The organism is Paenibacillus sp. FSL H3-0469 (assembly GCF_038051945.1).
In the GTDB taxonomy this organism is placed as follows: Bacteria; Bacillota; Bacilli; order Paenibacillales; family Paenibacillaceae; genus Paenibacillus_AQ.
Window position 1 is genome coordinate 4,133,826 of record NZ_CP150302.1, and the last position, 14,549, is coordinate 4,148,374.

The 14,549-nt window shown below is 53.2% G+C and carries 11 protein-coding genes and 1 riboswitch; of the genes, 6 read left to right on the forward strand and 5 right to left on the reverse strand.

Annotation, left to right across the window (positions count from 1 at the left end; all coding sequences use genetic code 11):
- Window positions 1-14: 14 nt before the first annotated feature.
- Window positions 15-1,313, reverse strand: a complete 1,299-nt coding sequence (locus tag NSS83_RS18060; RefSeq protein ID WP_341015911.1) for a nucleobase:cation symporter-2 family protein — start codon at window positions 1,311-1,313, stop codon at window positions 15-17.
- Window positions 1,307-1,912, reverse strand: a complete 606-nt coding sequence (locus NSS83_RS18065) for a xanthine phosphoribosyltransferase (RefSeq protein WP_209868713.1) — start codon at window positions 1,910-1,912, stop codon at window positions 1,307-1,309. Before NSS83_RS18065 ends, NSS83_RS18060 begins: the two co-directional genes overlap by 7 nt.
- Window positions 1,913-2,077: 165 nt before the next feature.
- A riboswitch (purine riboswitch) is annotated at window positions 2,078-2,181 on the reverse strand.
- Between the two features lie 245 nt (window positions 2,182-2,426).
- Between NSS83_RS18065 and NSS83_RS18070 the strand changes: the two genes are divergently transcribed.
- The 4 genes from NSS83_RS18070 (at window position 2,427) to NSS83_RS18085 (ending at window position 8,665) form a co-directional block, all read left to right on the forward strand.
- Complete coding sequence (locus NSS83_RS18070; protein ID WP_341346189.1) at window positions 2,427-6,032, forward strand: response regulator; 3,606 nt, start codon at window positions 2,427-2,429, stop codon at window positions 6,030-6,032.
- An 8-nt stretch (window positions 6,033-6,040) separates the two neighbouring features.
- Window positions 6,041-7,216 (forward strand): ATP-binding protein, encoded by a 1,176-nt coding sequence (locus NSS83_RS18075; protein ID WP_341346190.1) that lies wholly within the window; start codon window positions 6,041-6,043, stop codon window positions 7,214-7,216.
- 123 nt (window positions 7,217-7,339) lie between these two features.
- Window positions 7,340-8,200 carry an AraC family transcriptional regulator gene (locus NSS83_RS18080; protein WP_341346191.1) on the forward strand — a complete coding sequence of 287 codons (861 nt, stop codon included), beginning with the start codon at window positions 7,340-7,342 and terminating at the stop codon, window positions 8,198-8,200.
- A gap of 81 nt (window positions 8,201-8,281) precedes the next feature.
- Window positions 8,282-8,665 (forward strand): VOC family protein, encoded by a 384-nt coding sequence (locus NSS83_RS18085; protein WP_341346192.1) that lies wholly within the window; start codon window positions 8,282-8,284, stop codon window positions 8,663-8,665.
- A 280-nt stretch (window positions 8,666-8,945) separates the two neighbouring features.
- On the opposite strand, the gene NSS83_RS18090 is transcribed toward NSS83_RS18085, so the two are convergent.
- The 3 genes from NSS83_RS18090 to NSS83_RS18100 all read right to left on the reverse strand — a co-directional run bounded on the left by NSS83_RS18090 (window position 8,946) and on the right by NSS83_RS18100 (window position 12,624).
- Window positions 8,946-9,872 carry an AEC family transporter gene (locus NSS83_RS18090; RefSeq protein ID WP_341346193.1) on the reverse strand — a complete coding sequence of 309 codons (927 nt, stop codon included), beginning with the start codon at window positions 9,870-9,872 and terminating at the stop codon, window positions 8,946-8,948.
- Window positions 9,873-10,558: 686 nt separating this feature from the next.
- Window positions 10,559-11,041 (reverse strand): transcription elongation factor GreA, encoded by a 483-nt coding sequence (gene greA, locus NSS83_RS18095; protein ID WP_036691918.1) that lies wholly within the window; start codon window positions 11,039-11,041, stop codon window positions 10,559-10,561.
- A gap of 116 nt (window positions 11,042-11,157) precedes the next feature.
- Entirely contained in the window at window positions 11,158-12,624 is a 1,467-nt protein-coding gene (locus NSS83_RS18100; RefSeq protein WP_341183437.1) for an MDR family MFS transporter, read from the reverse strand.
- Window positions 12,625-12,850: 226 nt separating this feature from the next.
- On the opposite strand from NSS83_RS18100, the gene NSS83_RS18105 reads away from it, so the two are divergent.
- Complete coding sequence (locus tag NSS83_RS18105) at window positions 12,851-13,282, forward strand: MarR family transcriptional regulator (RefSeq protein ID WP_341183436.1); 432 nt, start codon at window positions 12,851-12,853, stop codon at window positions 13,280-13,282.
- A 96-nt stretch (window positions 13,283-13,378) separates the two neighbouring features.
- A complete protein-coding gene (locus NSS83_RS18110; RefSeq protein WP_341183435.1) occupies window positions 13,379-14,548 on the forward strand; it encodes an ATP-grasp domain-containing protein in 1,170 nt (389 codons plus the stop codon).
- Window position 14,549 lies beyond the last annotated feature (1 nt).

Here is a 14,549-nt window from a genome sequence, read left to right on the forward strand (position 1 = left end):
GTGTATGGAATATTTTACTTCGTTTCCGGAGCGGCGGCTGCAGGAACCGCACTCTCCTGGGTCTTCGACAAGAAGATATTGAGAATGATCGCTGTCAGCGATCCGGATACGATTCCGTTCTGCAATAACATTCTGGCGAATTCGGGAAGCTGGTCGAACATGGACGGAAGCACCGCAGAGCCGAGGCCCACCGCGATGCTGCAGGCGGCGATCAGCAGATTGCCGTCCTTGCGCAGATCCACATCGGACAGAATCGACATGCCGGAAGCAGCAACCGAGCCGAACATAACGATCATCGCCCCGCCCAGCACTGCATTCGGCACAACTGTAGTCAATGCCGCCAGCTTCGGCAGCAGCCCAAGTACGACCATAATTCCGCCTGCCGCAAAAATAACATTCCGCGTCTTCACCCGCGTCAGCGACAGCAAGCCGACATTCTGGGAGAATGCGGTGTACGGGAAGGCGTTGAACAGGCCGCCCAGCATGATGGCCAGTCCCTCAGAACGCAGGCCGTTCACGATCTGCTTCTGCTCCACCTGCTGGTCCGTCGCCTTACCAACGGCAAAGTAGACCCCTGTCGATTCGACCATAGACACGATATTCACGATAATCATTGTGAAGATTGCGGTGATGCTAAACTGCGGCCAGCCGAAGTAGAACGGCTGTGCGACGCTAACCCACGAAGCTGTGGTCACGGTAGAGAAATGCACGATGCCCATGGCATAGCCGATTACAGTACCCACTACAAGTCCTACCAGTACGGATACGGAGCGAAGGAACCCTGTAGTCAGCCGGTTCACGGCCAGAATAACGAGCAGAGTAATCAGAGCCAGCAGCAGATTGCGGGGCTGCCCGAAGTCGGCGCTTCCCTGTCCGCCGGCCACATTATTCATTGCGACGGGAATCAGCGACAGTCCGATGATTGTGACTACCGAGCCGGTGACCACGGTCGGGAAGAACTTCAGCAGCTTCCCGTACACCGGGGCTGCCAGCACCACGAACAACCCGGAGATAATGATTGCACCATAAGCGGTCGCCAGATTGGAGCCTGAAGCGATAGCGATAATCGGGCTAACGGCCGTGAAGGTACAGCCGAGAACCACCGGCAGCCCGCTTCCGAAATATTTGCTGCCCATAATCTGCAGCAGAGTTGCCAGTCCGCAGGTGAACAGATCCGCTGCAATCAGATACGCCATCTGCGTACCGTTCAAATTGAGCGCTCCCCCGACAACCAGCGGTACTATGACCGCTCCGGCGTACATCGCCAGCACATGCTGAAGCCCTAAGGCGAATATCTTCTGTTTGCTTAACATCCTGCACGCTCCTTGATTAATCCTTCATTATCTATGAAATGAATCTCACCCGGCGACATGGAAGCAATCCGCGCCAGGGAATACACCGGAACTCCGCGCTGCTCCAGCAGACCGCGTCCCTCCTGGAAGCTCTTCTCGATGACACAACCGACCCCGGCCAGCTGCGCCCCGGACTCTGCTACGATATCGCATAACCCTACAAGTGCCGCACCGGTAGCGAGGAAATCATCGACAATCAATACGGTATCGTCCGGCCCGAGATATTTCTGCGAAATGCTGATCTGGTAGTCCTCCTGACGGGTGAAGGAGTGAACCGGTGCCGAATATACCGCTTCGGACAAGGTGACTGCCTTCTTCTTCTTGGCATAGATGAACGGCACGCCCAGCGCAATGCCCGCCGCCATGGCGAACTGGATGCCGCTGGCTTCCACAGTCAGCACCTTGGTGATCTGCCGGTCCCCGAAGACCGCTGCAAATTCCTTCCCGATCGCAAGCGCAAGCGCCGTGTCTACCTGGTGGTTCAGAAATGAGTCTACTTTCAGTACAGTCTCCGATAGAATTAAGCCTTCTTGTCTAATACGTTCTTCCAATACTTTCATTACGGCGGATCTTCCTCCTTAGAAATAAAAAAGGACAGATTCCCTGAGTGCTTCTCTCAAGTGAATCTGTCCTTCTGGGTTTTTGTCCCTTGGTGGTGTAACACATATACGTGTCCGCATCGCTTGGACCAGCCTCCCCGTGCCGCAGCACAAGAAACGGAACCCTAGATGCGCTATTTCACTCATAGTCGGATAATTACAGTGGCTATCCGGTAGAAACTTATGGGCCATATTCCCAAGATTATATGAGTTATATGAATCTGTTATATGAAATCTATTCATGAAGCATGTCTGTTATCTTACACGCTCTCCCCGCTGCTTACAAGCAAAATTTTAAGTAAATTGCGGTGATTTCAAAGTTTTCATGAAACCCCAGGCAAAAGTGGGGCTGCCTCCGGAAAGCCTTGTAAATTTTAGGTTTCCGGTGTTTTCTTCATGTCTTCTATATCACTGAAGCTCCATAAAAGCTATAATTATATAGCTTAACATTCTAACTGAACAAAGGCGGCGAACAATGAGAATAAAACAACAGGTTTGGTTAGCAACTTCAGCTACTATACTGCTGCTAGGCAGTATGATTACTATATCAATCCTCTTTATGGAGGGTGGCTCGCGCCTGATTGCAGCAGGGTTAGGTTCAGGCGGCATTCTGGTCAGTATCGGACTTCTTTACAGTATCGGACGGAATGTAGACCGCGGCCTGAAGCGCATTATGGAGATCTCGCAGGATATTGCCGCAGACCGTCTTAACCCTGCGGCGGCGGCTACTGTGCGGACGGATGAATTCGGGCAGCTGGCGGCTTCCTTTTTCGGGCTGGCGTCTGACCTTCATCACAGAACTGCCGAAGAGCGCGAGCTGCGGCTTAGAGCCGAGGAACAAGCCTGGATTAATACGCAGGTGTCAGAGATGGCGCTGCTGCTTCAGGGCTCTGTCCAGCTGAAAACTGCCTCACGTGTGTTCATCGGCAGGCTGGCTACCGCTGTCGGCGGAAGCTACGGGGCTATCTATCTGAAGCAGGGGGGGCAGGTGAACTTCGCAGCCGGCTATGCCTTCGATGATACCGCCGGGCAGCATGAGTCCATACCGCTGGGCAGCGGCCTGGTCGGGCAATGCGCACTGGATGAGCAGATGATCGTTCTGGAGGATCTCCCGGAGAATTATATCAAGGTCCGCTCCGGCCTGGGAGAAGCTGCGCCTTCCTCGCTGGTTATCGTTCCTATTAAGCATGAACAGGAAGTTGTAGCTGTCATGGAGCTGGCTGCCTTAAGCCCGTTCAGCCCCAAGGAGATGCAGCTGATTGAACGAACCGGGCAGAACATGGGCGTGCTGATAAATACGCTGGCGGATGTCGCCAGAATTGAAGAACTGCTGAATGAGACACAGCTGCAGAAGGATGAACTGGAAGCTCAGACCGAGGAACTGCTGGCCCAGACGCAGGAGCTTGAGGCCCAGACCGAAGAACTGGCGGCTCAGACCGAGGAGCTCCGTATGCAGACCGAGCAATTACATGACCAGAAGACAGAGCTGGAAGTGCAGGCCGAGAGCCTGCTGACCTCTAATGAGCAGCTCCAGACGCAAATGAAGCTCACTGAGGCCCAAAAAGACGAGATTGAAGCCCAGACCGAGGAACTGCGGCAGCAGACAGAGGAGCTGCACGCCTCCAATTTGGAATTACAGAATCAAATGGAGATTTCCCGCCGGCAAACCATGGAGATCAAGGCCCAAGCCGATGAGATCTCTGCAGCGAACCGCGATATGCAGAAGCAGCTGCAAATCACGGAGCTGCAAAAGTCCGAGATTGCAGATCAGGCCGAGGAGCTGCAGGCCCAGACGAGTGAATTACTGGAGCAGAAGGAGCAGCTCCAGGCCCAGACCGAAGAGCTTCAGTCTCAGACGGAGGAGCTTCTGGCCCAGACTGATACCTTGCAGACTCAGGCCGATGAACTGCTGATTCAGAAGGAGGAGCTGGCTGCCTCCCATGATCAGCTGCTGCTTCAAGTCGAGCTTACCGAGAAGCAGAAGGAGGAGATCCAGGCTCAGGCTCAGGAGATCTTCATGGCCGCACAATACAAATCGGAATTCCTGGCCAATGTCTCCCACGAGCTGCGCACGCCGCTGAACAGCCTGCTGATCCTCTCGCAGATTCTGGCTGAGAACAAGGACGGCAATCTGGAAGCGAAGCAGCTGGAATACGTCCACACGATCTTCTCGGCAGGCAAGGATCTCCTCCAGCTGATCGATGAGATTCTTGATCTGGCGAAGCTGGAGGTCGGCAAAATGACCCCTGTCATCGAGCCGGTCTCCCCGCAGGATCTCAGCAAACATGTCCACCGCCATTTCGAGCAGCAGGCCAAGAAGAAGAACCTGCGGTTCGATGTCCATTCCGACAACCGGCTGCCTGATTATCTGATGACTGACGGTCACAGATTGCAGCAGGTCTTAAATAATCTGTTATCCAACGCTATCAAATTCACACCTGAGCAAGGCTCTATCTCCCTGTCGATCCGCACCAGCGGCGAAGAGGTCGTCTTCGCCGTCAGCGACACCGGTATCGGCATCGCCGCCTCTAAGCTGGAGAGCATCTTCGAGGCCTTCCAGCAGGCGGACGGCACCACCAGCCGCAAATACGGCGGCACTGGCCTTGGCCTCACGATCTGCCGGGAGCTGGCTACACTCCTAGGCGGAAGAATTGAGGTGGATTCCGTGGAGGGCAAGGGCAGCACCTTCTCGCTGATCATTCCCGCTGTGGAACCGGGAGAGGACGCCCAGACCCTTGCTGCCGCAGCCTATTCAGCAGCAGCCTCTCCGGAGATTCCGGCTTCCGAGCCTATCCGCCGCGAGAATCCGGCCTTCCGCGAGTCCTTCGTGCCCGACATTTCCATCTCCAATCCGAAGCTGCTGCAATATGCGGAGATGGATGATGACCGGAGCAATCTGCTAAGCGGGGATATTACCCTGCTGATCATTGAAGAGGACGCCGAATTCGCCGCCCGGCTGCTGGAGCTGGCGCGCAGCCGGGGCTTCAAGGCCATCGTCGCCTTCCAGGGTGATCAGGGACTTGCCCTGGCCCATGCCTACAAGCCTGATGCGATCCTGCTGGATCTGCATCTTCCCGTTCTGGACGGCTGGTCCATTATCAGCCGCCTGAAGAGCCGGCCGGAGCTGCGGCATATCCCTGTGCATGTCATCTCAACAGCTGAAGAGAACCAGCAGAGCCTGTCGATGGGCGCTTTGTCCTTCTGGAAGAAGCCGAATGATTATGCGGAGCTGGAGGCAGCCTTCCTCCAGATTGAGACTTATATCCGCCGTCCGGTGAAGAGCCTGCTGATTGTCGAAGACAATCAGATTCTGCGTAACAGCCTTGTCGAATTCATCGCCCATCCCGATGTGAATATTATTGCCGTCGGCACCGGAAGAGAAGCAATGGAACATCTGGCGAGCCACCATTTTGACTGTATGGTACTGGACCTGGGCCTCTCGGATATTTCCGGCTTCGACCTGCTGGAGCAGGTTAAGACCAACCGCAAGCTGCAGACCCTGCCGGTGATCATCTATACAGGCAAGGATCTCAGCAAGACAGATGAGCAGCGCCTTAAGCACTACGCCGAGAGTATTGTAATCAAGAACGTGCGTTCAATGGAACGTCTCTATGACGATACAGCCCTGTACCTCCACCGCAAGCATGCAGACCTGCCTCTGGATAAGCAGCGTTTAATTGAGAACCTGCATAATCCGGAATCCGCTTTTGCCGGAAAAAGCATTTTGCTTGTGGATGATGATATGCGTAATATTTTTGCGTTATCCAGTGTGCTGGAAGGTTATAATATGGAGATCAGCTTTGCCCAGAATGGCAGAGAAGCCCTGGAGCATCTGGAGACCCACCCGGGCATTGAACTGGTCTTCATGGATATCATGATGCCGGAGATGGACGGCTACGAGACGATGGAGCATATCCGGCGTAACCCGGGCTATGATCAGATTGTCATTATCGCGCTGACCGCCCGCGCCCTGGAGGAAGACCGGGTCAAATGTCTCGAAGCTGGGGCGAGCGATTATATATCCAAACCAATTAATACCACACAGCTGGTGAGAGTGCTCAAATCATGGTTGATTCAATAGGAGGCAGCATGGAGTATCCGATTAATATTTTGGTTGTAGATGACCGGGCAGACGAGTTCCTGTCCGTTCAGGCTTTGCTGGCGGAGTCGCCCTACCGGCTGGTTCATGCCCTCACCGGCATGGATGCTCTGAAATGCCTGCTGGAGCAGGAATTCGCCCTGATCATTATGGATGTGCTCATGCCCGGCATGAACGGGTTTGAAACGGCGAAGCGGATTAAGATGCGTCAGAAATCACGGGATATCCCTATTATTTTCTTAACCTCGCTGACCTCCGAACTGGAGAATTATATGATGGCCTACTCGGCCGGCGCGATTGACTATCTGACCAAGCCGTTCCATCCGACCGTGTTAAAAAGCAAGATTGACGGCTTCGTCCGTCTCTACCAGACCCGCAAGGAGCTGCAGCTCAAAACGCAGGAGCTGGAGACCGCCAACAGCATCCTGACCGAGCTGAAGGAGACCGCCGAGGTAGCCTTGCGGATTAAGAGCGGCTTCCTCGCCATGATGAGCCACGAGATCCGCACCCCGCTGAACGGGATTATTGCCATGTCGGATGTGCTTCGTTCCTCCGAGCTGTCCGCTGACGACCAGGAGATGGCCGAGATCATTCATACCAGCGGTCACGCGCTTGTCTCTGTCATTACACACATCCTGGACTTCACCAAGATCGAATCCGGTAAAATGGAGCTGGATTACGAGCTCTTCAATCTCCACTCCTGCCTCAAGGAGACCGTTGATCTGTTCCGGGCGCTGGCCAGGGAACGCAGCCTGACCCTGGAGACCTCCATTGATCCTGACATTCCTGCCCTGCTCATCGGTGACCCCAACCGTCTGCGGCAGGTACTGAATAACCTGATCGGCAATGCCATCAAGTTCACGCATTCCGGCGGCGTCAAGGTGGATGTCCGCCTCCGGCAGGTCATAGACAAGCTGCTGGAGCTGGAGTTCATTATCGAAGATACCGGCATTGGCATTCCGGCGGACAAGATGAAATATCTGTTCCAGCCGTTCACCCAGATCGGTGCCACCATCAACCGCAAGTTCGGCGGCACCGGACTCGGCCTGTCCATCTGCAAAATGCTGGTCGACCTCATGGGCGGCAGGATCTATGCTAAGCCTGATGTAGTGGGCGGAGCTACCTTCATCTTCACCATCCAGGTCGCTGAAGGCCAGCCGGACTAAATCCAACTCCACGGAAGACACAAGAAGCTCCCCTTCAGATGATGAAGAGGGAGCTTCTTTGTTATGAATAAGGTTTATTGTAGAATGGAATGAACAAGCCGCGGAAGGGGATGAGCTCTATAGATGGGAACCTCCAGATTCCCTTTGTTCCAGCGGAACTTCGTTCTGCAAGCGAGAAGTAAAACTCATCATTGGGAAGGCGCTGGCCCCCTTTCGATAAAGACATTTCGGAATGGCCGTGCCTATTACAAAACAAAGCTCGGGCATTATGCTGTGGAGGAAGAGGGCTATCTCCTTTTAAATGAGGGGGAGCCGTACGGAATAGACATTGAGTCAGACACAGAGGTCGACTCTTTTTGTGTATTTTTCAAGGCAGGTTATGCTGAAGAATTTCTTAAAGCTATTCATGTCGGAGCAGAGAAGTCTTTGGACGATCCATTCTCAGAATCTAAGCACCCGCTGCAATTTTATACAAAGTCATACCGTCATAGTCACTTGATCACTCCACTTATCGAGAACTTCAAGAATTCCTTGCCTGTACTCGGCAGCGAGAATCTCTGGATCGATGAACAGTATCACAATCTAATCCAAGCACTGCTTAACGTCCATCAGAAGATGGCTCAAGAAATTAATACCGTCCCCGGCACGCGCCCGGCCACCAGGGAGGAGCTGTTCCGGCGGTTAACCGTAGCATACGAGTACTTGCATGCGTATTACAACCAAAACGTGTCTCTTGAAGAAGTCTCCAAAGTCGCATGTCTCTCTAAAAACCATCTGATCCGCAACTTCCGTCACCTTTTCAAAAGAACACCACACCAGTTCATCCTCGAAAAAAGGATATTTGAAGCACAGCGTCTCCTTTCTCAAACGGAAAACAGTGTAACCGAGATTAGCCTAAGCATTGGCTTCGACAATGTCTCTTCCTTCAATAAAGTGTTTAAACAAAGAACGGGATTATCGCCCCAGATGTTTAGAAAAAAGTGATTTTGGAAAAGTAATGCTTCATCGGCACATGTTACATTTACAGCGTGGAACATACAACCTACACAAGGGAGCGATATTTATATGAATTCAGAATTTCAAATTAAAGGCATCGGGCAAATATCTATCCGGGTACATGACATGGAAGCTGCCACTCGTTTCTATCAAGATACTCTAGGACTCAACCTGTTATTTCAGATCCCAAACATGACTTTCCTGGAGTGTAACGGAATTCAGCTGGTCTTGAGCATTGCTGAAGACGCGCGGTTCGATCATCCCAGCTCGGTGTTCTATTTCCAGGTTGACAATATTCACGCATCGTACGAAACGTTGGCCAGGCGGAATGTACATTTCCTGGACAAGCCGCATAAAGTAGCTGAGATGGGTCAAACCGCAACCTGGATGACGTTCTTTCAAGACCCTGATCAAAATGTACATGCACTGATGAGTGAAGTGCCTGTGTCTTAATAATTACTTCTGAGGGCTGACGCGGCACACCCCATCCCATTGTGGTCGGTTTTCCGATTACATTTGGCTGATGCGGCGCACCCAGTCCCATTATGATCGGTTTTCCGATTACATTTGGCTGATGCGGCACACCCAGTCCCATTATGATCGGTTTTCCGATTACATTTGGCTGATGCGGCGCACCCAGTCCAATTATGATCGGTTTTCCGATTACATTTGGTCCGCGTACCCCGTGCCAGCAAATTGTATGCTGTTTTTCGCATACAATCGGCCCGTGGGCCTATCCCCCCACCGCCGCAATCAGCACGGGCAGGACAAGGAAGGAGGCCAGTGTCGTCCAGACGATACAGCGCGAGACCAGCGCAGGCGAGCTGCCGAAGCGTTCGGCCAGGACGACGGAATTGACTGCCACCGGCATGGAAGCCAGAATCAGCAGCACCGAGAAAAGGGGGCCTGTGATGTTCAGGGCGAGCAGCACCAGCGCGGCCAGTAGCGGAGCCAGCACCAGCCGGACGGTCAGCCCTGTCCAGAAGGCCAGCTGCACATTACGCTCCGTATGCGCTGCGCGGACCTTCACCATCTGCGCACCGAGGATCGCGAGCACTACCGGCGAATACGCTCCGGCGGCCATGGATACGCCCGAGGCCAGCTCATGCGGCATATGCAGACCCAGCGCCCGCAGCAGCAGCGCCAGAATGGCGGCGTAGATGGCCGGCAGCGAGAAGACTGACTTCAACGCGCTGCGTACAGAGAACTGTGAACGGGCGGCAAAATACACGCCGATCGTATTCACGATCACCATCTGGGCGATGACGTAGACCGATGCCTTGTCCAGGCCCAGCTGGCCGAAGGCCAGCAGCACCAGCGGCAGGCCGTAATTGACGCTGTTCGTGAAGGTGGAAATGAGCGTAAGGCCGGCGGCTTCCGGCGGAGCCAGCTTCAGTATTTTGCCGATCAGCGTTGCCACACCCCATAAGAGGAACAGGTTCAGCAGCGAGAATGAGAGTGTCTTATAGACATCATCGAAGGAGATATCTGCCGTAGCCAGCGTGTCGAGAATAATAGCCGGACTGAGAAAATACAGGTACAGCGTCAGCAGAGGCCTCGTATCGAGCTGTTTATACCGTCCAAGCAGCGCTCCGGCGGCCACCGGAATGGACAGCGGTACGATGACCTCAACAAGTGTCGTGAGTACAGTCTGAATCACAAGCCAGGACTCCTCTATGTAGTAGTTATTTCTACTATAACCCTCCTTAGCAGGGAGCGTCTAAGACAAGGAAGCAATATCCTTGATAGCAATTGCCTATGGCAGCCCGCTGCATACATTCCCAACCAAACAACCGCGCAGCAGCACGGCTTCGCGGTTTTTTGGTGCATGAAATAAATAATTCGGGTGATTGCCGGACTGGGAGTCTCTTATATTGCCAAAAAGACACCTATCCTGCTATTGCGGACTGAGGGGCCGTTATTGGGTCTGGACGAGCCGAAAACAAGAGCAAATAAGTTAGTTAAGAGCACCTCAGTCCTCCGAGCGTGCAGAATAGCCCAAACGTCTGAAATAACGGCCTCCCAGTCCGCATGGATTGCGGTAGCATGGATGATATATGGCTGCGATAGGCAAAACTACTGAATTCTACGTACGTACCCAAGACTATACAAAATAACCCCACAAAGCCATCCATGCCGCTGACGCGGCACCACAGAAAATGGAAATGGTTACACGCTTATCTTCATCTACAAGTGGAAACGGCTTTGCCGTCCTTTTAAAGGACGGGACCGTTTCAGGGAGAAATAGAAGGATAAGTTATCGTGTGCAACATATAATTTCTTATATTTTTAAAAAAATCCCGCACCCTTAAATTAAGGTCACGGGATTCCGGTTAGTTCTTCGATTTACAGCATTTTGATCTCAAGCAGCTCGTATTTGATGATCCCCATCGGGGCGTTGACGCTGATGATATCGCCTACCTTTTTGCCGATCAGCTCTTTGCCGAGCGGGCTCTCGTAGGAGATCTTGTTGTCCAGCACATCGGCTTCCGCCGGTCCAACCACTCTATATTCGATCTTCTCCGAGTACTCTACATCGTTAAGGATAACGATGCAGCCTACGCTGACTGTACTCAGATCCATATTACTGGCATCCACGATCTGGGCCTTGATCAGCATTTTCTCCAGAATCATAATGCGGGTCTCCATGAAGGATTGATCCTCCTTGGCGGAGTGGTATTCGCTGTTCTCCTTCAGATCGCCGTAGCTGATCGCCAGCTTAAGCCGGGCTGCAAGCTCCTTGCGTCCTGCTCCCTTGAGTTCCCTCAGTTCTTCCTCCAGCTTAGCCAAGCCTTCTTTAGTCAAAAACACTTCGTCATTATTAGACATGTATACAACTCCTATTATTTGCTCGCTTTATAGTATTCTAACTCATAATCGCCCAACATGCGAAGAGAAAGCGCTATAACGCATGATAAAGGAGTATTTACGGCAGAGTCACAGCTTCAAGTCTCCACCTGTGGAGCAGGGGCAGCTGCGGGCTTGCCGCTACTGCCTCGCAGGAGGAAGGTCAGCGGAATAGCCAGCAGTCCCACTGCCGTAGCGATCAGGAAAATATCCTGTACGCCCATCGTCATCCCCTGCGCCTTCAGCAGAGAACCCGCTGCCCGGGCCGTCCCGTCCGCCAGCTCCTGCTGATGGGCCAGCGATCTGGAAGCGAGCAGCGAGCTGAATACGGCAATGGACAAGGCACCTGTAGCCTGGCGGACCCAGTTGGTTACAGAGGAGGCATGGCCTGTTATGGCTCTTGGCACCGCCGACATGCCGGCATTGGTCACCGGCATGAAGGCCAGTGCAATGCCGACATTGCGCACCGCCATAAGCACCGCTACACGGGTATGGGTCACGGCCAGCGTGATGTGGGCAAGCTCCCAGGTCGAGGCGCTTAGCAGCAGAATGCCGCCCAGGATCAGCCAGAACGGGCCGATCCGGGAGTACAGCTTGCCGACCACGGGGGACAGTACAGCCATCACGATCGAGCCCGGCAGCAGCACCAGCGCGGTCTTCAGCGGGGTGGACTGCTGGATATCCTGCAGGAAGACTGGGATTAGGAAGGTCCCCGAGTATAACGCAACGGTGATAATACAGTTGATGATCAAGCTGTAGGTGAACCGGCTCTGCCGGAAGACCTGCAGGTTCAGCAGCGGCTCCTGGAGCGAAAGCTCCCTGCGGATGAAATACGTTAAGGCCGCCGCCCCGACCAGCAGCAGGGTAAGGGTATTCCATGACGTCCAGCCCCAGGCGCCCCCTTTGTTGAAGGCCAGAATAATGAACGCGCTGCTCAGAATGACTGTGACGAAGCCCGGCAGATCAAAGCTTCTGCTCCCGGTGTTCTGCCGCTGGAACGGCAGGCACTTCAGAGCTACGGCAATGGCAATCAGGCCAATCGGCAGATTAATCACGAACAGCGATTTCCAGCCGAAGTATCCGGTCAGCCAGCCGCCGAGTGTCGGGCCGAAGGCAGGCGCCAGCATCGAGGACAGGCTCCAGAGGCTCATGGCGAAGGCCTGCTTTTCTTTGTCGATAAACTGATAAATCATCGTCATGGTGGTGGGGATAATCAGGCCGCCGAATATTCCCTGGATAATGCGGAAGGTAATCAGTGAGTGAATATTCCAAGCCACCGTACATAGTGCCGAGAACAAGGTGAAGCCCGACAGGGCGAATACGTACAGAACCTTATAGCTCCATTTATCCCCGAAATAACCCACCACAGGCGCAATGACGCCGGTAGCCAGCAGATAGCCGGTAATCATCCACTGTACGGTGCTGATCCCGGCGTGAAAGTCCTTCAAGAAGACCGGGAACGCTACGTTAATGGTGGTTGTACTGAGAATAGCCATGAAATTTCCGAAAAAAATGGCCAGAATAATCAGCCAGAATGATGAATGTTTTGCCGCCGGACTGCTCAAGGGCGCTCTCTCCTCTATTTTGCGGTTCACCTTAATATAGGTGTATGATACAATAAATTTAATATATGTGTATTATACAACTATATGTTTGAAAGTCAATGTGACTTATTTCATGCTTCTTTCATAATGAGGCGAGAATATCAGGCGGCCTTAGCATAAGGCCGGTATTATCAATTATACTAGGGAGACATATGACAAAGTAACCGGTAAAGGACGGAATCTAACTATGGCTGACGAACAGAAGGACAAGCACCTCGAAGCTCTGAACCAGGAGCTGATTACGCTGATCCGCCACGGCTCGCTGGATAAGAAGCATGGCGGTCTGGACCGCTCCTCGTATACCCTGCTCCAGCATTTGTCGACGCACGACAAGGTAGGCGTTAAGGCGCTTGCCGAACAATTCGGCCTTGACACCTCTACCATCAGCAGGCAGACAAGCGTCCTGGAGGCGAAGAACTATGTGGAGCGGGTGCCTGATCCGCAGGACGGGCGCTCCAGCTATTTTCAGCTAACTGCGCTTGGTGCACAGACCTTCGCCGAGGCCCGGGACATCCGGCTTGCGCGCTACGGGGAGATCTTCGAGGACTGGTCCCCGGAGGACTGCGGACTCTTCAGCGGACTGCTCGCCCGGCTCAACCGCACCCTGCAGCAAAAATAGCACGAAGAGGATTGACGGATACTGGCGAAGCTGGTAGATTGAATTAATCATACAAAATAACTCGGAATTATATTTTAGTCAAAGGGGCCGGTCTGCATGAACTTTATTTTCTTTTCCCCGCATTTCCCCAAGAACAGCGCTGAATTCTGTACGCATCTGCGGGAGCAGGGGGCCACGGTGCTCGGGATTGGCGATGCAGCCTATAACCAGCTGGAGGACAAGCTGAAATCGGCACTGACCGAATATTATAAGGTAAGCAATCTGGAGAGCTATGAGGAGATTCTGCGGGCTGTCGGCTATTTCACCCATAAATACGGCAAGATTGACCGCTTCGAGTCGCTGAACGAATACTGGCTGGAGCAGGATGCTGCCATCCGTACGGACTTTAACATCTACGGCACCAAGTCGGATTTCGTCCATAATCTGAAGCAGAAGTCCAAGATGAAGGAATTTTTCCGCAAAAGCGGGGTAAGCACCGTCCAGTTCTCCACCGGCACAACGCGTGAGAGCGTCGAGAGCTTCATCCAGAGCGCCGGCTTCCCGCTGGTGGTGAAGCCCGATCTTGGCTCCGGGGCCAGTAATACGTATAAGATCAATAACGAAGAGGAGCTACAGCACTTTTTTGACACGAAGCCGGAGAATGTTGCCTTCATTATTGAGGAATTCATAGACGGGGTTATTCTCACCTATGACGGCCTGGTGGACAGGGACGGGAATGTGCGCTTCGCGGTCAGCCACCTGTTCGAGAACAGTGTGATGGATGTCGTCAACACGGACAATCACCTCTACTACTTCTGTCTGCGGGAGATCAGCCCGGAGGTGGAGGAGGCGGGGCGGAGCATTTTGCAGGCTTTTGACATCCGGGAACGGTTCTTCCATATCGAGCTGTTCAAATCGCACAAGGATGGCCGGATCATTGCCCTGGAAGTGAATATGCGTCCGCCTGGCGCCTGGATGACTGATGCCATTAACTTCGCCTATGATGTCAATGTGTATAAGGAATGGGCCAGCATGGTTGTGCACAATGAGGTTGGCGGACCATACGAAGGTAAATATTATACCGGCTATGCCAGCCGCAAGAATCATAAGCATTACGCTCACAGCCATGAGGACATCTACCGGGCATTCGGCGGGAAGATTGTCAATTATGACGAGATTGAAGAAGTCTTCAGCAGAGCAATGGGCAACCGCGCTTATCAGTTCCGTTCCCCCGAGCTATCGGAGGTCAGAGACATTAGAGGCTATATTCAACAAGAAGAGGGATAGG